Genomic DNA, 19,970 nt, shown 5'->3' on the forward strand with positions numbered 1-19,970 from the left:
GAAGGACCTGAATGCAAGTTTTCACCTGCCCCTTCTGCGGCCCCCGCGACGAAACCGAGTTCCATTTCGCCGCCGAGGCCGGCAAGAAACGCCCCATACCGGCCGAAGCGGTGACCGATGACGAATGGGCCGACTACCTTTACATGAACAGCGCGCCACGCGGCGCGGCCCGCGAGGTCTGGCTGCACGTCACCTGCGGCGAATTCTTTCTGATGATGCGCAACACCGTCACCCGCGAAGTGGCCGAAATAACTCCCTTGCGCGGGAGAACGGGATGACCGGATGGCGCCATGACAGCCTCGGGCGGCAGATCGACCGCTCTGCCCCCCTGCCCTTCACCTTCGACGGCAAGCCGCTTTCGGGTTTTTCCGGAGATACGCCGGCATCGGCGCTCCTGGCCTCGGGCATCCGCGTGCTGGGCCGCAGCTTCAAGTATCACCGGCCCCGCGGGCTTTGGGGGATGGGCGGAGAAGAGCCAAATGCCATCTTCGATGTGACCGAAAACGGTCACACTACCCCGAATGTCCGCGCAACGACGCTCTTGCTTCGCGAAGGCATGGAGCTGCGCTCGGTGAACACGGCACCTGATGCGGCGCGCGACAGGATGGGTGTGCTGGATCTCTTCAACCGTTTTTTGCCCGGAGGCTTCTATTACAAGACCTTCATGGCTTTCGGCTGGATGCGGTGGGAGCCGATGATACGCCGGATGGCAGGGCTGGGACGACTTGATCCCGGGCATTGCCCGCCCGCCGATATTCCCCCGGTCAACGGGCGCTGCGATCTCTTGGTCATCGGGGCCGGACCGGCGGGGCTTGCCGCCGCACGGGCCGCCGCCCGGAACGGCCGCGAGGTCTGGCTGATCGACGAGGCCGCCGAACCGGGCGGCAGCCTGCGCTGGCGTGGCGGAGATATCGATGGCGGAAACTGGCGCGAATTTGCCCGCGATACCATCGAGGCCGTGACGGCCGCCGGCGGCCGTCTCCTGACCAGCACGACCCTCTGGGGCGCCTTCGATCACGGGCTGTTCGCGGCATGGGAACGGCGCGATGGCCGCCCTGACCGGCACTGGCGGATCCGTGCCTGCGAGACCGTGCTGGCTGCCGGAGCGATCGAGCGCCCCCTGTGGTTCGCCAATAACGACCTGCCCGGCATCATGTCCGCCGAGGCCGCGCTGCACTATCTTTCGCTTCATGGTGCGATTGCCGGACGGCGCATCCTGCTTGCCACCGGAAACGACGGCAGCTATCCCATCGCCGACGCTCTGGCTCAGGCGGGCTGCGCCGTCATCCTCGCCGATGCCCGCACCGACCCGCCCACCGCCCCGGAGGGCGTCGAGCACCTGCCGGCCGCACGCCTGACAGGCGCAAATGGCAGGAACTCGGTCTCCGGTGCCCTGATCGGTGACCGCGCGATCGAAGCTGACACGATCCTGGTTTCAGGGGGCTACACCCCTTCGGTCCACCTGCATTGCCAGGCAGGCGGCAAGCTGGACTGGAATACCGCTTCGGATTCCCTCGTTCCCCGCCCGGGCAGTTCGGTCCTGCGTGTCGCGGGCGCGGCCAATGGCGGCTTTGGTCTTGCCCGCGCACTGGCAGAGGGCCATGCGGCGGGCGGCGGGGCTGGTCCGGCTCCGCGGGTTGCCGTGGGCGACTGGCAACTCACTCCCATGCGCCCCGACCCCACCCTGCGCGGGCGCCAATGGATCGATCCGCAAAACGACGTGACGCTCAAGGATGTCAGGCTAGCCGCGCAGGAGGGCTATCGCTCGGTCGAGCATCTCAAGCGCTACACGACGCTTGGCATGGCGACGGATCAGGGCCGCAGCGCCAACTTCGCCGGGCTGGCCGCCATGGCAGCGCTGACCGGCCGGACCATTCCCGAAACCGGCACCACCACCTACCGGCCGCCCTTCTCTCCGCTTCCGCTGAGCGTGATCGGTGGCCCCCGGCGCGGCGCCCTGTTCAACCCGCCTAAACGCCTGCCGCTGGAGGCCGCCCACAAGGAAGAGGGAGCGACGTTCCGCGAATATGGCGGCTGGCTGCGTCCTGCGGCTTATGGCCATGGCGACGAGACCGAGCTGGTCCAGCAGGAGGCGCTTGCAGCACGTAAAACCGTGGGCCTCTACGACGCCTCTCCGCTCGGCAAGATCGAAGTGATCGGTCCGGGTGCCGCCGAATTGCTGGACTATTGCAACTACCTTCGAATCTCGACCCTCCGGCCGGGACGGGCGCGCTATGGCTTCGTGCTGAGCGAAACCGGGATCGTGCATGATGACGGCGTGGTTCTGCGCCTTGCCGAGGACCGCTTTATCGTTTCGGCCTCCTCGTCGCATGCCGCCAGCGTGCGGATGATCATGGAAGAGGCCCGGCAAGACATTTTCGATCCTGCGAAAAGCTTCATCCATGATGTCACGGCGGGCTTCGTGACGCTCACCGTGACAGGTCCGAAATCCCGCGATCTCCTGCGCGCGGCGGAACTGCCCGAAATCCTGTGTGATGACGGCAGCCTGCCGCATATGTCGGTGATCGAAACCCGCTGGAACGGCCACGGCCTCCGCGTCGCACGGGTCAGCTTTACCGGCGACCGCTCTTACGAGCTGACAGTGCCGGCGCGCCATGCCTCGGCCCTCCGCGATACCCTGGAGACCGCACGGCAAAAAGTCTCCGGCCATTGGATCGGCATGGAGGCGGTGATGATCCTGCGCGCCGAAAAGGGCTTCATCCTGGTCGGCAAGGACACGGACGGGCTGACCATGCCACATGACCTGGGCTGGGGCGGGCCACGCGTCAAGCGCAAGGACGAGTATCTTGGCCGCCGGTCGCTTTTCACGCCCGAGGCCAGGCGCAAGGATCGCCGCCAGCTCGTCGGGCTGGAGACCACTGACGGCAAAACCCTGCCCACGGGGGCGCATCTCGTGCCGGTCGACGGCAAGCGGCGCTCGCTCGGCTTTGTCACATCCAGCTGTTTCAGCCCGGTCCTTGGCCGCCCGATCGCGCTTGCGCTTGTCGAAGGCGGCCGCGAACGGATCGGAACCGAGTTGGGCTTGTTCCACCTGGGCGAGACCGGCCGCGTCAGGATTTGCGGCAGTTGCGCGTTCGATCCGGAATGGGAGAGATTGCATGCGTGAGCGCGACTGGACCAACGCCGCCCCCGGAGCCGGAGAGGCGATCGAGACACCGGGCGTCACGGTGCGATGCCTTGCCCCCGGCGGCGCGGCCCTGATCTCCGGAAATCTCGATGAGGCCCTGGCAAGGCTTGCTCCCGGCGCGCGGATGATCGGCCTGCTGGAAGATATTCCCGGCGGCGCCTTTGCCCTGCGCATCGCCCGCGATCGCGCCCTGCTCTGCACGCCGGAGCCGCTCGATATCGCACCGGGCTGGCATGAGGTTTACGCCGTCAGCCCCGCCGACGATCTGTACGTCCCGCTGGAAATCACAGGGGACGAGGCCGGCACCCTGCGCGACAGCTGCATGTCTGCCTTGCCCGGTTCGCCCTCGGCGATGACACTTTTCGGAGACAGGCAATGCCTTGTCGCCCGCGCGGGAGCGGCGATCCGCATATGGGTTCCCCGCCCCGAAGCAGCAGAGCTCTGGACACGGCTCCGTCTGTTGTCCGGGGCGTGAGATCGCGCGCCACAGCGCCCGGCCCGCCTTAAAGCAGGTCGAGCATCCGCGGGATCGCGAGTGAAAGATCCGGCCAGAATGTCGTCAGCAGCATCACGGGCAGTGCCACGAACCCCATCAGCCCCAAGGCTGGACCCACAGCCTGCAGGATCGGCACGCGGCATATCTTGCAGGAAAGGAACAATGTCGGCGCCACCGGCGGACTGTTGGCCCCGATAACGACCGAGCAGGCGACAATCGCGGCGAAATGCACCGGCTCTACTCCATTGGCGACCACCAGCGGCAAAAAAAGCGGTGCGACCACCACCGTCACCGATACATCGTCCATCAGCGCCCCCGCGATGATCAGCACCAGGTTGACCACCAGCAGCGCCCCGACCGGGTTGCCGACAACAGACTGGATTGCCTCGGTCAGGTCCTGCGGCACCCGCTCGAACGACATGATCCGCGAGATCATGAAGGAGAATAACAGGATCAGAATGATCGTTCCGGTCGTTTCCGCGGCGGCCACGACGCTGCGGCGCAAGCTACTCCAGGTGAATTCGCGATAGATCAGCCCGCCGACTACCAGAGCTGCGACAGCCGCCACGGCAGCCGCCTCGGTCGGAGTGAAGACGCCGCCATAGATACCGCCAAGGATGATCAGGGGAAGCGAAAGCGCCGGAAGCGCCTTGAGCGTCACGCGGCCGAAGCTTTCGGTTTTTTCATCGGGGATATCCACTTCCTCGAATGCCCGGCCCACGAGGAACCGGTTATAGAGGATCAGCCCGATAATCAGGATGATCGCAGGCCCGATCGTCGCGGCGAAACAGGCCGCCACGGATTGCCGTGTCACCACGGCAAACAGGATCATGGTGATCGAGGGCGGAATGAGGATTCCGAGCAAGGAGGAGATCCCCAATAATGCCGCGATTCGTCCACGCGGATAGCCGCGTTCGGTCAGGGGCTCGGTCATGATCGAGCCTATCGAGGCGATGGCTGCCGTCGCCGTGCCGGAAATCGCGCCGAACACGCTAGAGGACAGGACCATCGCCGTCCCCATGCCTCCCCTGCCCGTCGCCAGCCGGCTGACGAAGGCGATGATCCGCTGTGCAATGCCGCCCGACTGCATCAGGTATCCCGTCAGGATGAACAGCGGCAAGGCGACGAGCACCACCGAGTTGAGCGAACGGAAGCCCTGCAGCATCAGCGTGTTGAGATTGGTGTCGTAGATCCATGTCAGATAGGCCAGAACGCCGGCGAAAGACCAGGCGACGGGAAGGCCGAGCCCCATCAGGACAATAAGAAGCGGCAGGGCGATTAATCCGTACATTCAGCTGCTCCGGTATCGGCGGACGGCATCCAGAATGTCGCGCAGCCCGTAGCAAAAACATCCCAGTGCCGCGAGACCGATTGCCAGTTGCGGGACCCATAAAGGAATCCGGTAAGCGGGTGTCACCTGCGGTCGCTGGATTCCCCATGAGAACATGAAATAGGCCCAGACAATGAAGAACACGGTGATCACCGTGGTGAGCAACGCGATCAGCAAGTCGTGCAGGGCCTTCTTGCGAGGCGAGGTGATATTGCCCGCGATCCAGTCCACGGTCAGATGCTCGCCCTTGCGCGATGCGATGACAGCACCCGTCATGTAGAGCGCAACCGCCGCGAGCATGATCAACTCGTGCAAACCGACCACAGAGAGGCCCAGCACATATCTGGCAAGGACCAGAAAGGCCATCAGCCCGGTCACGGCGGCGGTCGAGACCATTGCGAGAATGTCGAGCGCAAGCGCGATGCCCCCACCCCTTCCGCCGTCGCGGGTGTCGGGATCAGCGCTCTCCGGCATTGGTCCGGATGATATCCATGATTTCGGAGCCGATCCGCTCTTCCATGAGCGGCCAGACATCGGCGCGAACCTTCTCGGCCATCTGGGCCAGTTCCTCCTCCGACGGCTCTATATAGGTCATACCGGCTTCCTTGGCCTGCTCGATATAATGCTGGTCCCGTTCCTGAGCCTGTTCGAACGCTTCCTCCATGACCGTCATGGCAGCGTCCTCCACGACCTTCTGATGTTCGGGCGAAAGGTTTTCCCAGGAAGCCGAGTTCATGGCGATCACACCGGTCACGAACTGCATCTTTGTCTGGTTGTAATAATCGAGCACGTCGCGGAAATACTCGTAATCCCAATAGATGATGTTGGCACCATCGCCATCGACCACGCCGGTCTGGATCGCGGTGAACACCTCGCTCCAGTCGATGGTCGCCGTCTGGTAGCCAAGCGCCTGGACCGATTCAGCCATGGGGAACATGGCCGGCACCCGGATCTTGAGATCCGAAGCCTCTTCGGCGGTCATCGCGTATTTGCCGCGCGAGGCGATGCCGTTGAAGCCTTCCGGCCATGGACCGAAGAACTTGAGGCCGAGATCGTCATAGATACCGACCAGCATTTCATTGACCCAGCCACCAGGCTTGTAAGCCTCGAAGGCTTCCTCCCAACTGGTGACCATATAGGGAGTGAATAGCACGCCGAGACGTTCATCATAGGCCGTGATTGGCCAGTTGATCATCATGTCCACGTCGCCGGCAATGAAAAGATCGAAGACCTCGGCCTGGCTACCCAACTCGTTCTGGTAGAAGACATCGACCTGAACCTCGCCGCCTGTGCCTTCCTCGACCAGTGCCGCCCAACGATCGAGCGCATCCCCCGATGGGGAGCCCTTTGCCCCGGAGTCAGTGGCAAGCTTGAGCTGGGTTTCCGCCCGGGCCGGAGTCAGCGCCAGCATCAGCGCCACGGTTCCCAGTGCCATGACCTTTTTCATAAGCATATCCTCGCCTCCCACTGTTGGTCTGCCGATCGATCTCGGCAACCGATTTACGGAAAGAGTGGACATAAATGTCCATTAATGTCAATCTGTGTCAGCAATCCTGCGCGAAGCAGGCTCCATTCCCGCTGCAGTCCGAGCGAGGCTCGGAGGAAGGATCATGGCAGAGGCATTCGACCGCAACCCGATAGGGTCCGGTATCATTTGTGCGATCGCATTCCCTGCAACCGTCAGTGCACGCAAAATATAGGATGGAACGAAGAGGGTTCGAACCCTACCCTGCCATTCAGAACTCGCAGGTAAAATGGCCATGTCTGCGAGATTAGACACAGATTCGATCGGCTGGAGAAAGCTGCGCTGCTGGACGGTGAAATCAATATCCTGCACGAAGGGGTCTTGGTGGCTCCGCTTTCCTGCGAAGCCGGGCCTTGAGCTTGCCAACGACCATTTTGCGGAGGTTGTCTACCCTTACCAGTTCGTGAAAGAGCCGTCCCTGCGGCGCAGATGCGGTGGTTCGGAATATTCGAAGATGGCGGCCTTGAGGTAATCCTCATTGACCTCGACACCCAGGCCAGGCGCCTCTGATACCATATAGTGGCTGCCTTCCATCTCTGTCTGGACAGGGAAGATCTCCCTGTTATCAAAACCCAGATCCTCCACGGGACTCATACGGCATTCGAGCCAGGAGAAATTCGGCACAACCGCACCCATGTGAACCGATGCGGCCGTACAGATCGGTCCAAGCGGATTGTGCGGCATCAGGTCGACATAATGGGCTTCGCACCATCCGGCCACTTTCATGGCTTCGGTGAATCCGCCGACATTGCAGATGTCGATGCGGGCATACTGGAGGATGTCGCGCTCGAGATAGGGCATGAACTGCCATTTCGAGGAGAACTCCTCGCCGATCGCGAAAGGCACATCAGTCAAGCGACGGAGCGATTCATAGGCTCCCGGCGCCTCGTCGCGGATCGGCTCTTCAAGAAAGTCGAGCGTCCCGGACCCCAGTTTCTGACAAAACGATGCGGCTTCGGCGACATTGAGGCGGTGATGATACTCAACGCCCAGAATGGCCGAATGACCAAGCTCGGCGCGCACGGCACGGATCCAGTCGACGGTCGCCGCGATCGATTCACGGGGTTCATAGACGGCCTCGGCCTCCTGGAAGCCGCCCAACAGGCGGATGCAATTCCAGCCGGCGTCAAACGCAACCCTTGCAGCTGCGACCATCTCGGGGCCAGGGTCGGCTGGAACCGTGGCAAAGGCCGGCACGCTCTGGCGTGCGCGCCCCCCCAAAAGCTGATAAACCGGAACGCCGAGTGCCTTGCCCTTGATGTCGTAGCACGCGATATCGATGGCGGAAATGGCCGCTGACAAGACGCGCCCGCCTTCAAAATACTGGCTGCGATAGAGTTCCTGCCAGATTCCAGCAGCCTGCATCGGATCGCGGCCTATCAGAAATTCCGTGAAATGCTTGATGGCGCCGACGACGGCTTTCTCGCGAAAGGAAAGGCCGGATTCTCCCCAACCAAAGATACCCTCGTCAGTTTCGATCTTGACCAGTAGCTGGTTGCGAACGCCTACCCAGACCGGATAAGTTTTTATTGCCGTGATTTTCATTGATGGATCTTCTGTTCTTCTTGTTTGGGAAATTGGCCCATACTCGGCTGGCTCAGTTGAGCAGTTCCGGAAGCCAGGTTGAAAGCTCGGGAACAAAAACCAAAAGCAGGATGGCCACGATCTGCGCGATGATGAATGGGAAAAGCGCCTTGAAAAGCGGTGAAAGGCCGATATTGCCGATCTTCATGAGCACGAACAACACAACGCCGAAAGGCGGTGTGATCAGCCCCATGGCCAAGGTTAGGATGATGACCATGGCAGCCTGAATGGGATCGATACCGAGTTGGGTGATCGTGGGCATGAGCAGCGGCACGAAGATGATCAGCGCCGCTCCGATATCGAGAAACATGCCCAGAACCAACATCAGGACAACCACACCCAGAAGAAACAGGGTCGGGTCGCCGCCGAAGAACGGTACCATCGCCGTAACGAGGCTGGAAATGCCCAGGAGGTTCAGCGCGTAGGACAATATCGCCGCTGCGGCGACCAGGAAATAAATGGTTGCGGTGACCCGCGCCGAGACCACGACTGCCCGCCATATATCGGTGATCGATATTGAACGGAAAACCACCAGGCCCAGAATAAGCGCTACAAATACCGCGATGCCGCCTCCCTCGGTGGCGGTAAAAGCGCCGGTGACCATGCCGCCCACGATGACGATGGGCAGAATGGCGACGATCGCGCTTTCAAGCAGCACGCGTGGCATATGCTTGCGCTCGACCACGATTGCGGACCTGGGCAGACCTTTGGTCATTGCAGTGATGAAAACCACAACAATGCAGGCCAGCCCCATGATCAGGCCCGGTATGACGCCTGCAAGAAACAGGTCGACGATGGAAAGCCCGGACACCGTTGCCATGATAATGGCAAGGCCCGACGGAGGAATGATGGGGCCAACGATCGAGGAGGATGCCGTGACGGCAGCGGCGTATTCCTTGGTGTAGCCCTCTTCGGGCATTACCTTGAGGAAAAACCGCCCCAGGGCACTTGCGTCTGCGACGGCGGATCCTGATACCCCTGCAAAGAGCACCGATGCGATGATGTTGGTATAGGCGGTGCCGCCGGGTATGCGGCCTGCCAGCAGCGACGTTGCGCGCACGATGCGGTCGGTGATCCCGCTGATGTTCATGAGTTCCGCAGCCAGTATATAGAAGGGCACAGCCAGAAAGACGAAACTGTCTACACCACCGAAGAAGCGGGTGATGATCACCTGTGGTGGGATGCCGAATTGCCAGATGCCAAATGTCCCGGCCAATCCAAGGGCAAAGGCGATAGGGACACCGAGAACGAGCAGCGCAAAGGATATGGACGCAATCCAGGCCATTGGATCACCTTCTCGAAAGAGTTGAAAGCATGACGCTAGAGACGCTCGGGTTCGGCATTGGCAGATGCAAAGCCAGAGATCGCGCACAGTACGATCTGGACGAGCATGAGCAGGGCGCCCATCGGGATTGCGAAATAGACCCAGAACATCGACAGGCCCGAGGCTGCCGCTGTCTGCTTCATGTTGCTCATGGCTGCCGGCCAACCATAATAGACCAAAAGCACGCAGAACAATCCGCCAATGATATAGGTCGCCGTCAGCACCAGGTGACGCCGGTGCGGTGCGAGAAGCTCGCCGATATTTTCCACGGCCATGTGCTCGGCATAATAAATGGACGCAGTGCCGCCCAGCATCATCACCCAGATCATGGAATAGCGCATGATTTCTTCTCCCCAGGGAATCGAGGAACCCATGAGGTACCGGCCGAACACTTGCGAGAAATTGAGACCGCAAACGAAAACGAAGATTGCTGCAGCGCTCCACTGGCAGATCAGGGCCAGCCCTTTCGACAGGTTCTTTACCGGCATTGAAATCTCCGCTGGATCATGATGGATCGGCCCGTTGAAGCAGGGCGGCACATTGTTCTATTCGCCGTAGACCGAGGCTTCGGCGGCTTTCACAGCAGCTTCAATGCGATCAAGAACGTCCTCGCCGACCTCACCGAGGATGAACTCCCGCACCGGCTGATAGACAGCTTCCCGGAACATGGACTTTTCTTCGGGCGAGGAAATATGGACCTCGACGCCCATCGACCGAATTTTCTCGATCGCGGCCCAGTCACCCGTGGTCTTTTCCACATTCTCGACGGCAGCCAGAACGCGGGCGCCGTCGGCAACGATCTGCTGATGCTCGGGTGAAAGCGAGGTGAACCATTCGTCATTGGCAACGACGATATGCAGGCCGAAAACATGCTCGTTGAGGGTCATGTATTGTGCCACTTCGGCAGCGCCACCCGAGAGATGCACCGATGGCGGGCTTTCCAGACCGTCCACCACCCCCTGCTGTAAAGCCATAGTCGCTTCGGAGCCAGCGATCGGAGTGGGATCAGCACCAAGCGCAGACACCATTTCCATATATACCGGGCTCTCCATGGTGCGGATCTTCATCCCCGCCATGTCTTGCGGGGTCTGGATGAGACGGTCATTGTTAAGGAACGACCGGAATCCGTTTTGAGAAAAGGCCAGTGCGCGGATACCAGTCTGTTCGCGAATATCTTCAAGCATCCACTGGCCGAATTCGCCACTCATCACTTCCCAGGCCACTGGCGCCGAAGAAAAGAGATATGGCATGGACCAGGCCTGGATCGGAGCATAAAAGCCGGCAAAAGCGCCATCGGATGGCAGGGTCATGTGCAAGGTGCCCTGCTGGACCATCTCGGTGGTGTCACGGACCGAGCCGAGTTGATTGCCGGGGAAGATTCGGACGGTCAGTTCGCCGCCGCTCTTGTTCTCGACATATTCCTTGAACGCGGTGACCGCGTTGAATTCGGGATTGTCGCCTTCATACATTTCCAGCGCGAAGCGGATTTCCTCACCCAGTGCCACCGGAGCGATGGCAAACGACGCCGTGGTCAGAAGACTCACGGATAGCGCGCGGATCATAGACATATTTTCCTCCCATCCCTTAATTATTAATGGTCAATTACATTTAAATTATACAAAGTCAATGATCGATTGTATGACAAGAAATTTGCATCTAGACTCCAACAGACTGTCAGAAGGAGTGCGTCGGTGAGTGAAGTTCAGGCGTCGAGCGAGCGCAGAGTGTTTCGACCCCGGCCCCGGTTGGGACTGGCCGAATTGATGCGCGAAGATATCGTCTCGGGGGTTTTACCGGCCGGCAGCTTGCTTAAAACCAGCGAACTTTCAAAGCGTTACGGGGTCAGTACCAATCCGATACGCGAAGCATTGCACCAACTTGGCGGGGAAGGCTTCGTTGTCTTGTCGCGTAATCGCAGCGCGCAGGTGCGGAGCCTTGATGAAACCTTCGTGCGCAATATCTTTGACATTCGCACCCTCATCGAGCCCTACCTGATCCGGGTATTTGTGGAACAGGCCCGTGAGGAAGACCTCGAACGGGCCCGTGCGGTCCAACATCAGCTTGAGCTCTCCCACGGCGACCAGGTCGAGTGGGACAATTTGGACGAGGAATTCCACGGCATCATGTACAAGCGCCACTTCAATGGCGAGGCGCGTGCCATTCGCCAACGTCATGGCGAGGTGGTGAGGGCGCTTGCCCGGCGCTACCCGATCAGTTCCGCCCGTCGCGCAACCGTGCTCAAGGATCATTGGGATATTATCGAAGCTGTCGAAGCGCATGATGCGGATCGCGCGGCTCAAGTCGTCGAACGCCATGCCCGCGGCGCCGAACGTCATCTTCTGCTCAGGATGCGGGAAGGCCAATGATTGACTCGTCTGACCACTGAGCATCCGCGATCGGCGTGCCCTCCGATAGCCGGCGTTCTGCACGGTGCCTTGTCGCCTCTCGCATGATGGGACTCCTTATGAAGCACTGTCCTGCAATTACTTGATAAATGTGCGGATACCGAGGGCGGGCGTGACCGATCAGGTCGTGGACGGGTTCGATCGTCTTGACCGATGGATCCCGTTGGTTATGCGTTGCGAAAGCCCTCCGGTATCGTGAAAAGCTCATCCGCACGGTAATAGCCGCCGTCTTTCACCTCCTCGATCAGGACCATGGTGTGCGGCCGGGCCGCTTCGGAAAAATATTCCACCATAAGTTCGGTCACACGATGGCCGATCTCGGATTTCTGTTCGGCGCTCAGGCCGGCTTCGGGAGTCTTGATGTTTACGAAAGGCATGTGCCTGTTTCCTTTTTCAGGTTCTCGGGAAAAGTGATGGCGCCGGTCCTGTCAGGCATTCCGGCGATCGTCGGAGGCGCCGTCAGACGACGCCCCCGTTGGCTCGGATGACCTGCCCGCTGATCCATGCCGCTTCTGTGCCGCTAAGAAATCTCACGACACGGGCGATATCCTCAGGCGTGCCGAGCCGTCCGAAGGGGTTCATCCCCTCGATCTGCGCAACCAGCGCATCGCTCTTGCCGCGCAGGAAGAAATCGGTTGCCACGGGACCGGGCGCGACAGCGTTGACCGTGATCCCCTTGGGTCCCAGTTCCTTGGCCAGCACATGGGTCAGCGCTTCGATCCCCGCCTTCGTCGCGGCATAAAGACCATAACCCGGCTGGTAGAGCCCAACCACGGACGAGGACAGCGACACGATCCGACCGCCTTCGGGCAGCCGCCGGGCGGCTTCCCTCATCAGGCGAACGGGTGCGGCGAGGTTGAGCGAGACATGAGCGTCCAGCATGGCGTCATCGCTCTCTCCGAGCGAGGAAAGCTGCATCATCCCGGCGTTGTTCACGAGGATGTCGATCCCGCCGAATGCCGCTTCGGCCGCATCGAAAAGGACGCACGGCGCGGCCGGATCGGTAAGATCGGCCTGGATTGCTTGCGCCTGCCCGCCCGCGGCCCGGATCTCGGCAACGATGCGTTCCGCCGCGTCCGGGCTGTTTGCATAGTTGACCGCCACCGCAATATCGTCTTTCGCGAGCTGCCGGGCGATCTCTGCGCCGATTCCGCGGGAGGCACCGGTGATGATGGCGGTTCTTTGTCGATCTGACATGATTCTCTCCATTTTCCGTCTGACTGACAAATGGAGGAAGTCGTTAATTCGAACAATTATCCAGATTTTGACATGACAATTCATTCTGCGCTAACAAATGGCCATGGATCGTCTGGACCGCCTCGAACTTTTTGCGCGCATCGTCGAAGGGGGCAGTTTTGCCCGGGCCGCGCGGGAGCTTCGCGTGGCGCGATCCTCGGCGACCAATGCTATCAAGGATCTGGAACGTGAGACCGGGGTTCGCCTTCTGGCACGCACCACGCGCCACGTGACGCCGACACCGGAGGGGACGGAGTTTTATCGCCGCGCCCGGATGATCCTGGCCGAGGTTGAGGATGCCGTCGGCCACTTCTCCGGCAGCCCTTCCGGACATTTGCGGATCGAGGCACCGGGCCTGCTGACCCGAACTTTCATCGTGCCGCGCCTGCCGGAGTTCCTCGATCGTTTCCCGGGCCTGACCATCTCGTTCACGCAGAGCGACCGGCTGGTCGATATCGTGCGCGAAGGGGTGGACTGCGCGATCCGCGCGGGACAGCCACAGGACAGCAGCCTGCACATGCGTAGGCTGGGTGCGCTGCCGGAGGTCACCTGTGCCAGCCCCGCCTACCTGTCCCGCTACGGCACACCGAAAGGCATCGACGATCTGGAGGGGCATCGCATGGTAGGCTTCCTGTCCTCCCGCACAGGTGAGGTGATGCCGCTTGAGTTCACGGATGGGGGCAGGATCACGACGAAGGCCCTGCCTACCATCGTGTCGACCGACAATTCCGACACCGCCGCCGCGCTCGCACGGCAGGGAATGGGGCTGATCCAGGCTCCGCGCTACCGCTTTGCCGCCGACTTTGCCAATGGCACGCTGGTCGAGGTCTTGGCCGCGACCCCGCCTGAACCTCTACCCCTCAACGCCATACACGCAGGAGGCCGGGTCCTTTCCCAACGACTGGAAGTGTTCCTGGATTGGGTAAAGGGCATTTTTGCCAGCCTCGAATGACCGTCCGTAAGGTTCGCGTTGTGTTGAAATACAGCAGGTGCACATTTCCTGACATGTTGGCGTATCCCGGCCTAACCGTTACCCATCAATTCGGGCAGGAAAGTCGTGATCCCGGGGAAAACCACGCAGATCAGAAGCCCCGCCACCTGCAGCAGAAAGAACGGGACGATGCCGCGATAAACCACCGCCATCGAGGTTTCCGCGGGCAGCGTGCTCTTTATGTAGAACAGCGTGTAGCCGAAAGGCGGGCTGATATAACCCATCTGGATGGTCAGCGCATAGAGAACGCCGAACCAGATCTCGTCAAAGCCCAGGAAGCGGACAACCGGCAGGAAAACCGGGACTGTCAACAGGATGATGCCGATCTCGTCCAGCACCGTGCCCAGAAAGATCAGGATCAGCATCATCACCGCCAGCACCAGGTAAGGGCTCACCTCAAGCGCACGGATCGCTCCCAGCAAGGCATCCGCCCCGCCGAGCCCCGTGAATATCGCGACATAGGCCTTGGCGCCGATGGTGATCCACAGGATCATGGCCGTGGCCTTGAGCGTGACCGCGCAGCTTTCCGAGATATTCGCCCAGGTCAGGCTGCGCCGCATCAAAGCCGCAGCCGCCGCACCAAGCACCCCGACAGAGGCGGCCTCGGTCGGGGTGGCGATGCCGAAGAAGATGGAGCCCAGCACCATGACCACGATCAGCGCCGGCAGCACCAGCGACCGGAGGGAGAGCAGCCTGTCGCGCAGGCTGGCCCTTTCGGTGCCGCTGACATCGGGAACCAGCCCGGGCCGGAACCATGACACGATCAGGATGTAGCAGATATAGAGGCCCGCCAGCATCATGCCCGGCACGATGCCCGCGATCAGCATCTTGCCTATCGAAACCTGCGCCGTCACCGAATAGACGATCGTAAGGATCGAAGGCGGGATCAGGATGCCCAGGGTGCCGGACGCGCAGATCGTCCCCGTCGCGAGCCGCGCGTCATAGCCGCGCTTGAGCATTTCCGGCAATGCGAGGATGCCCATCGCGGTCACTGCCGCGCCCACCACACCCGTCATGGCGGCCATCAGCACGCAGATCACCACCGTCCCGATCGCCAGACCGCCCCGAAGGCGGCCGAACCACAGCTCCATCGCGCGGTACAGATCGTTGATGATGCCCGATTTCTGCAGCAATACCGCCATGAAGATGTAAAGCGGAATGGCCAGCAGCGCCTCGGACCGCATGGTGTCGAATATCTGCAAGACCAGGATGATCAGCGCGCCGGGATCCCAGAACAGCACCGTGAACAGCACCGACAGGCCGCCAAGCACGAAGGCCACCGGCAGACCGGTCAGCAGAAACGCGGTCAGGCCGGCGAACATGAAGAACAGGATGCCCGTGGAACTCATAGGATTTCCCCCGCGTCCTCTTGCCGTGGGGGTCTTGCCTCATCACCGGTCAAGAGCCGCAGCCATTCGGCAAGCGCCTGCAGGAACAGCAGGATCAGCGCCAGCGGGATCACGAATTTCACCGGCCAGATCACCGGGTTCCACGAGGTGTAGGAGGTCTCGCCCAGCTGGAAGGACTGCATCGCGAATGGCCATGAATAGTAAAGCAGGATCAGCGCGAAGACCGCGATGACCGGATAGTTGACGAGATCGAAGATCCGGTTCGCGCGAGGAGAGGAGGCGCGCCGCAGCAAGTCGAGATTCACATGTCCGCCGATATGCAGAAGATAGGGGCCACCCAGCAGGAAATACGGCCCGAACAGCAGGGTCGCCAGTTCGAGCCCCCATTCCGATGGCCGGTTGAAACCGTATCTGGAGATGACAGCGTAAAGCATCGCCGGCACGATCAGCAGGATGACAAACCCGGCACCCTTGAACAGCCAGCGGTTCACCAGGGTGACAAGTTCTATGAAGGTAACGGCGAGATGATGCATGGCACTGATCCTGCATTGACTCATCGGCCGAGCGTCCCGCTTCGCCGATGATTGCTGTGGAGCGGCTACTCGATCAGACCGATTTCGCGCATCTGGGCGATCTGCGAATCGAGGATCCTCGTCGCCAGTTCGTCGTCTTTCGTCGCTTCGCGCCAGGCCTCGGCCGCGCGGGCACGGGCCTGTTTCACATCATCGTCCGACAGCTCGACAATCTCGACGCCCTGTTCCCTGAATGCCTCCAATGCCTCGGCATCGCTTTTCGTCTTGGCTTCCTGATAGGCCTCGGACACCTCTCTGGCGGCCGTGGCCAGGGCTTCCTTGTAGGTGTCCGGCAATCGATCATAAGCCGCCTTGTTGGCGACATAGGAAGTGGCGGTGGTTGGCTGATGAACCCCCGGCAGGACGATGTAGGGCGCGACCTCCCCCAACCCGGCATCGAGATTGGCCTGCAGATCGCCGCGATCCGCGAAATCCACCAGGCCCTTGTCCAGCGCCGAATAGACCTCGGATGTCGGCAATGGCGAAACGGCGACATCCAGGGCGCTCATCACATTGGAGGCAAGGCCGACGAAACGACCCTTCTTGCCCGCCATGTCCTGGATGGTCTCGATCCTGACGGTCGAGTGAATCGGCTCCTGATCGTAAACGGTTGGCGCGATATATTGCAGCCCTGCGGGCGCATAGGCCTCTTGCGCCATTTCAAGGCCGCCATGCTCATAGAACCAGTCGGCATATTGCTGCGATTCCGTGAAGCCGAACGGGATGGTGCTGGTGAATGCAAGCGCGGGAATTTTTCCCGCCTCGTAACCGTCAAAGGTTTTCATCAATTCGAACGCACCGCCACGCACCGCATCGAAGGCCTGCGCGGGTGGAACGATCTGCCCGGCGGAGAAGAGCTGAATGGTAAACTTGCCCCCGGTCAATTCCTTCACACGATCCACGAAGATCTGTTCGTATTCCAGTGGCGTGGTGCCGCCATCCCAAAGCGCTTGCATGCGCCATGACACCGCCTCGTCCTGCGCGGTTGCCGGGGCGGCAAAGACAATAACGGCGCCAGCCGACAAGGCGAGCATCCCCCTGCGTGCGATGGTTCTGAACATTCCGGTCTCCTCCTCCTGATCGGCGGGAATCTTTGGGTCGCCCGCCATGTTTGTTGCCGGGTTTACGGCTCTTTTCACGCCTCCCTGCGCATTTCACGCAGGATTTCCCTTGCCCGGTCGGTGCGGACGTCATGCGCCTCGGCCAGTTTTCCGGCGACGATCTCGATCTCACTGCCCACTGCACCTGCAACGATGGCGATATTGCGGGCGTGAAGCGTCATGTGGCCGCGCTGGATACCTTCACTCGCCAATGCGCGCAGCGCCGCCATGTTCTGCGCCAGACCAACGGCCACCGTGATCTCGGCCAGTTCCTGTGCCGACTGGATACCAAGGATTTGCAGCGCGACCTGCGCCGCCGGATGTGTCCTGGTCGCCCCGCCGACCAGTCCGACCGCCATCGGCATTTCGAGAGTGCCTACAAGGCAGCCGTCGCGATCGATCTCCCATGTGGACAAGGAGGTGTAACGGCCATTCCGCGCGGCATAGGCATGGGCGCCCGCCTCGATGGCGCGCCAGTCATTGCCCGTTGCAACGATCACCGGGTCGACACCGTTCATGATTCCCTTGTTATGTGTCGCCGCGCGATAGGGATCGATCACCGCAAGCTCATGAGCGTCGAGGATACCGTCGATCATCCGCCGCCCTGAAAACTCATCCGTCCGCAACGACGATTCCGCGATGCGCACGCGGGCTCGTGCAAGGCGCTGATCGGCAAGATTGGACAATATCCGCAGCCTCACGGTGCCGCCGGTCAGTTCCTCCAGCTTCGGCGCGACGGCTTCCGCCATCGTGTTGACCGCATTGGCGCCCATCGCGTCACGGACATCCACCAGCAGATGCAGGACGACCATCGGCCCGCGCGCGGAGGACGGAAAGACCTGCACCTCGATATCCCTGCAGCCGCCGCCGAGGCGGACGAGGAATTCATCCCTGCTGTTTGCGATCGCGACGATCTCTTCGCGCGCCGCCAGGAGCCTGAGCCTCGCGCCATACGGATCGGACAGGTTCAGCAACTGCACCTGCGCCCGCATGACGGGCGCGCTGGAAGATGTCTCGAAACCGCCATTGTCGCGCGCGATCCGGGCCATGTAAGAGGCGGCGGCAACGACCGAGGGTTCCTCCACCGCCATGGGCACAAGGCGATCGCGGCCATTGATCGTGAAATTGGTCGCTATGCCGAGCGGAAGCTCGAATCTGCCGACCACGTTCTCTATCATGCCGTTTGCTGTCGCCAGATCCAATGCACCTGCCTCTCCGAGGACGGCGGCAGCCTCGGACGACAACCCCACCGCGCCGGCCAACAGGTTCAACCGCTCCCGGGGTGTCTTGTTGCGATAGCCATTCAGCCGCGAATTCACCTGCGGTCCCTCGTCATTCGATTGTCGGGCCATATGTCCTCCGAAAGCGCCGGCATCTTGGATGCCGACATAAATTGTCCTAGTATAGGCATGACAATCAAGGGACAGTTGACGAGATTATGCGCAGCACTGTCCCATGAAATTTAGGGAGACAATTTACTTGAAAGACAGTCAGACACGGGTCGACAAAATCGTGGAGACACTGTCGCAGCGGCTGGCCAATGGTCTTTACCGGATCGGCGAGCGTTTGCCCTCGATCCGCCGCGCGGCACAGGAACATGGCGTCTCCAAGAACACGATGGCCGACGCCTATGACCGGCTGGTCGCACAGGGATTGCTGCAGGCGCGACCGGGATCGGGTTATTACGTGTCGCGCCGCGAATTGCCACAGACCAGCCCGGCGCCGCCCCATCTCGCGGCCGCGGTGGATCTGGTGTCGCTGCTGCGCGAACAGCTCGACCGGCATTACGAGGTGCGTCCCGGTGACGGCCGGCCTCCGGCCTCCTGGACAGAAGGATCGGAATTGCGGCGCCACTTCGCCGGGCGCGGTATCGCGGGATCATCCGCTGACGATTTCGGGTATGGTCATGCCCGCGGCTTCGAACCGCTTCGGGACCGGTTGCGGCTGATGCTGATGGAGCGCTCGATCACCGCCAAACCGGACGGATTGCTGCTGACTCATGGCGCCAATCACGCGATGGATCTGATCATCCGTCATTTTCTGCAGCCCGGCGACACCGTTCTTGTCGACGAGCCGGGATATTACCCGCTTTTCGCCAAGCTGGCCCTGGCCAAGGTCAACATGATCGGTGTGCCGCGCAGGGTTGACGGGCCGGATCCCGAGGAATTCGAACTGAAACTGGCCAGGCATCGTCCCAAGCTGTTCTTCACTCAATCACAGGCGCATAACCCTACAGGGGGCAGTCTCGCCCCGTCGGTTGCCTTCTCATTGCTGCAGGCGGCAGAGAAATGGGGGGTTCTGATCGTCGAGAACGATGCCTTTGCCGATATCGTGCCACCGGAATCGCCGCGGCTTGCCGCGCTGGACCAGCTTAACCGGGTCATCTATATCGGCACATTCTCGAAAACCCTGTCCGCAAGCCTGCGATGCGGCTTTCTGTCGGCTCATCCGTCACTGGTCGCCCCGCTGACGGATATGGCCATCCTGACCACCGTCGCGACATCCGATTTCGTCGAGCGTTTCGTATTCGGCCTGATCCAGAGCGGGCAGTATCTGCGGCACCTGCGGCGATTGCGGGCACGGGTCGAGGCCGCCAACGAAAAGGCGGTAGACGCGCTTGATCAGGCCGGGCTGGATGTTCACCCTAGCCGGGTGCCCGGCTTTTACCTTTGGGCAGAATTCAGGCGTCCCTTGAACGAACTGGACCTGTTTCAGGCGGCCGTCAGGCAAAGCATTTTCCTTGCGCCCGGCAGCATGTTTTCCCCTCAGCGGACACAAGGGGCCCGTGCGGCCATTCGTGTCAATGTCGCTCACGCCACCGACCCACGTTTCCTGTCCTTTCTGAAAAGCGCCGCCCGAAGCTCAGCCTGATCGATGAAGTCATCGGTCCCGGCCCCGGACGCGCTCTTT

Annotated in this window: 19 protein-coding genes; 6 read left to right on the plus strand and 13 right to left on the minus strand. The window is 61.2% G+C overall.

Features of this window, described 5'->3' with window-relative positions; translation table 11 throughout:
- The first annotated feature begins 11 nt into the window (after positions 1-11).
- The 3 genes from C9E81_RS20225 to C9E81_RS20235 are packed head-to-tail and all read left to right on the plus strand — an operon-like array spanning position 12 to position 3,623.
- A complete protein-coding gene (locus C9E81_RS20225; RefSeq protein WP_122114166.1) occupies positions 12-278 on the plus strand; it encodes a sarcosine oxidase subunit delta in 267 nt (88 codons plus the stop codon).
- Positions 275-3,127 (plus strand): 2Fe-2S iron-sulfur cluster-binding protein, encoded by a 2,853-nt coding sequence (locus C9E81_RS20230; protein WP_122114167.1) that lies wholly within the window; start codon positions 275-277, stop codon positions 3,125-3,127. Before C9E81_RS20225 ends, C9E81_RS20230 begins: the two co-directional genes overlap by 4 nt.
- Entirely contained in the window at positions 3,120-3,623 is a 504-nt protein-coding gene (locus C9E81_RS20235) for a hypothetical protein (RefSeq protein ID WP_122114168.1), read from the plus strand. The genes C9E81_RS20230 and C9E81_RS20235 overlap by 8 nt, the downstream gene beginning before the upstream one ends.
- Before the next feature lie 28 nt (positions 3,624-3,651).
- On the opposite strand, the gene C9E81_RS20240 is transcribed toward C9E81_RS20235, so the two are convergent.
- The 7 genes from C9E81_RS20240 to C9E81_RS20275 form a co-directional block, all read right to left on the minus strand.
- Positions 3,652-4,935, minus strand: a complete 1,284-nt coding sequence (locus tag C9E81_RS20240; protein ID WP_122114169.1) for a TRAP transporter large permease — start codon at positions 4,933-4,935, stop codon at positions 3,652-3,654.
- Complete coding sequence (locus C9E81_RS20245; protein WP_122114170.1) at positions 4,936-5,448, minus strand: TRAP transporter small permease; 513 nt, start codon at positions 5,446-5,448, stop codon at positions 4,936-4,938.
- Complete coding sequence (gene dctP, locus C9E81_RS20250; protein ID WP_122114171.1) at positions 5,432-6,427, minus strand: TRAP transporter substrate-binding protein DctP; 996 nt, start codon at positions 6,425-6,427, stop codon at positions 5,432-5,434. Before dctP (C9E81_RS20250) ends, C9E81_RS20245 begins: the two co-directional genes overlap by 17 nt.
- A 465-nt stretch (positions 6,428-6,892) precedes the next feature.
- Positions 6,893-8,044 carry a mandelate racemase/muconate lactonizing enzyme family protein gene (locus tag C9E81_RS20260; protein WP_122114173.1) on the minus strand — a complete coding sequence of 384 codons (1,152 nt, stop codon included), beginning with the start codon at positions 8,042-8,044 and terminating at the stop codon, positions 6,893-6,895.
- Positions 8,045-8,096: 52 nt separating this feature from the next.
- Positions 8,097-9,368: a TRAP transporter large permease gene (locus C9E81_RS20265; RefSeq protein ID WP_122114174.1), complete on the minus strand. Its 1,272-nt coding sequence runs from the start codon at positions 9,366-9,368 to the stop codon at positions 8,097-8,099.
- 35 nt (positions 9,369-9,403) lie between these two features.
- Positions 9,404-9,895 carry a TRAP transporter small permease gene (locus C9E81_RS20270; protein WP_122114175.1) on the minus strand — a complete coding sequence of 164 codons (492 nt, stop codon included), beginning with the start codon at positions 9,893-9,895 and terminating at the stop codon, positions 9,404-9,406.
- 57 nt (positions 9,896-9,952) lie between these two features.
- A complete protein-coding gene (locus C9E81_RS20275; protein ID WP_243698740.1) occupies positions 9,953-10,975 on the minus strand; it encodes a DctP family TRAP transporter solute-binding subunit in 1,023 nt (340 codons plus the stop codon).
- 123 nt (positions 10,976-11,098) lie between these two features.
- Between C9E81_RS20275 and C9E81_RS20280 the strand changes: the two genes are divergently transcribed.
- Entirely contained in the window at positions 11,099-11,773 is a 675-nt protein-coding gene (locus C9E81_RS20280; protein ID WP_243698741.1) for a GntR family transcriptional regulator, read from the plus strand.
- 206 nt (positions 11,774-11,979) lie between these two features.
- On the opposite strand, the gene C9E81_RS20285 is transcribed toward C9E81_RS20280, so the two are convergent.
- Positions 11,980-12,189 (minus strand): tautomerase family protein, encoded by a 210-nt coding sequence (locus tag C9E81_RS20285; protein ID WP_122114176.1) that lies wholly within the window; start codon positions 12,187-12,189, stop codon positions 11,980-11,982.
- 82 nt (positions 12,190-12,271) lie between these two features.
- Positions 12,272-13,009, minus strand: coding sequence for an SDR family oxidoreductase (locus C9E81_RS20290; protein ID WP_122114177.1), 738 nt, complete (start codon positions 13,007-13,009; stop codon positions 12,272-12,274).
- A 103-nt stretch (positions 13,010-13,112) separates the two neighbouring features.
- Between C9E81_RS20290 and C9E81_RS20295 the strand changes: the two genes are divergently transcribed.
- Positions 13,113-14,000: a LysR family transcriptional regulator gene (locus C9E81_RS20295; RefSeq protein WP_122114205.1), complete on the plus strand. Its 888-nt coding sequence runs from the start codon at positions 13,113-13,115 to the stop codon at positions 13,998-14,000.
- Between the two features lie 71 nt (positions 14,001-14,071).
- Here the strand turns inward: C9E81_RS20295 and C9E81_RS20300 are convergent, their stop codons facing one another.
- The 4 genes from C9E81_RS20300 to C9E81_RS20315 form a co-directional block, all read right to left on the minus strand.
- Positions 14,072-15,388: a TRAP transporter large permease gene (locus tag C9E81_RS20300; protein WP_122114178.1), complete on the minus strand. Its 1,317-nt coding sequence runs from the start codon at positions 15,386-15,388 to the stop codon at positions 14,072-14,074.
- Positions 15,385-15,921: a TRAP transporter small permease subunit gene (locus C9E81_RS20305; RefSeq protein ID WP_122114179.1), complete on the minus strand. Its 537-nt coding sequence runs from the start codon at positions 15,919-15,921 to the stop codon at positions 15,385-15,387. Before C9E81_RS20305 ends, C9E81_RS20300 begins: the two co-directional genes overlap by 4 nt.
- A 65-nt stretch (positions 15,922-15,986) precedes the next feature.
- Entirely contained in the window at positions 15,987-17,021 is a 1,035-nt protein-coding gene (dctP, locus tag C9E81_RS20310; protein WP_122114206.1) for a TRAP transporter substrate-binding protein DctP, read from the minus strand.
- A gap of 74 nt (positions 17,022-17,095) precedes the next feature.
- Positions 17,096-18,412 (minus strand): hydroxymethylglutaryl-CoA reductase, degradative, encoded by a 1,317-nt coding sequence (locus tag C9E81_RS20315; protein ID WP_122114180.1) that lies wholly within the window; start codon positions 18,410-18,412, stop codon positions 17,096-17,098.
- A 127-nt stretch (positions 18,413-18,539) separates the two neighbouring features.
- On the opposite strand from C9E81_RS20315, the gene C9E81_RS20320 reads away from it, so the two are divergent.
- Positions 18,540-19,931 carry an aminotransferase-like domain-containing protein gene (locus C9E81_RS20320; protein ID WP_243698742.1) on the plus strand — a complete coding sequence of 464 codons (1,392 nt, stop codon included), beginning with the start codon at positions 18,540-18,542 and terminating at the stop codon, positions 19,929-19,931.
- Positions 19,932-19,970: the final 39 nt, after the last annotated feature.

This window comes from Paracoccus alkanivorans (assembly GCF_003697785.1).
GTDB lineage: Bacteria > Pseudomonadota > Alphaproteobacteria > Rhodobacterales > Rhodobacteraceae > Paracoccus > Paracoccus alkanivorans.

Excerpts from the sequence above, each read along its gene's own strand:
- C9E81_RS20225 (WP_122114166.1), top strand. The coding sequence starts at position 12 with ATGCAAGTTTTCACCTGCCCCTTCTGCGGCCCCCGCGACGAAACCGAG.
- C9E81_RS20230 (WP_122114167.1), top strand. The coding sequence starts at position 275 with ATGACCGGATGGCGCCATGACAGCCTCGGGCGGCAGATCGACCGCTCT.
- C9E81_RS20235 (WP_122114168.1), top strand. The coding sequence starts at position 3,120 with ATGCGTGAGCGCGACTGGACCAACGCCGCCCCCGGAGCCGGAGAGGCG.
- C9E81_RS20240 (WP_122114169.1), bottom strand. The coding sequence starts at position 4,935 with ATGTACGGATTAATCGCCCTGCCGCTTCTTATTGTCCTGATGGGGCTC.
- C9E81_RS20245 (WP_122114170.1), bottom strand. The coding sequence starts at position 5,448 with ATGCCGGAGAGCGCTGATCCCGACACCCGCGACGGCGGAAGGGGTGGG.
- dctP (WP_122114171.1), bottom strand. The coding sequence starts at position 6,427 with ATGCTTATGAAAAAGGTCATGGCACTGGGAACCGTGGCGCTGATGCTG.
- C9E81_RS20260 (WP_122114173.1), bottom strand. The coding sequence starts at position 8,044 with ATGAAAATCACGGCAATAAAAACTTATCCGGTCTGGGTAGGCGTTCGC.
- C9E81_RS20265 (WP_122114174.1), bottom strand. The coding sequence starts at position 9,368 with ATGGCCTGGATTGCGTCCATATCCTTTGCGCTGCTCGTTCTCGGTGTC.
- C9E81_RS20270 (WP_122114175.1), bottom strand. The coding sequence starts at position 9,895 with ATGCCGGTAAAGAACCTGTCGAAAGGGCTGGCCCTGATCTGCCAGTGG.
- C9E81_RS20275 (WP_243698740.1), bottom strand. The coding sequence starts at position 10,975 with ATGTCTATGATCCGCGCGCTATCCGTGAGTCTTCTGACCACGGCGTCG.
- C9E81_RS20285 (WP_122114176.1), bottom strand. The coding sequence starts at position 12,189 with ATGCCTTTCGTAAACATCAAGACTCCCGAAGCCGGCCTGAGCGCCGAA.
- C9E81_RS20290 (WP_122114177.1), bottom strand. The coding sequence starts at position 13,009 with ATGTCAGATCGACAAAGAACCGCCATCATCACCGGTGCCTCCCGCGGA.
- C9E81_RS20295 (WP_122114205.1), top strand. The coding sequence starts at position 13,113 with ATGGATCGTCTGGACCGCCTCGAACTTTTTGCGCGCATCGTCGAAGGG.
- C9E81_RS20300 (WP_122114178.1), bottom strand. The coding sequence starts at position 15,388 with ATGAGTTCCACGGGCATCCTGTTCTTCATGTTCGCCGGCCTGACCGCG.
- C9E81_RS20305 (WP_122114179.1), bottom strand. The coding sequence starts at position 15,921 with ATGCATCATCTCGCCGTTACCTTCATAGAACTTGTCACCCTGGTGAAC.
- dctP (WP_122114206.1), bottom strand. The coding sequence starts at position 17,021 with ATGTTCAGAACCATCGCACGCAGGGGGATGCTCGCCTTGTCGGCTGGC.
- C9E81_RS20315 (WP_122114180.1), bottom strand. The coding sequence starts at position 18,412 with ATGGCCCGACAATCGAATGACGAGGGACCGCAGGTGAATTCGCGGCTG.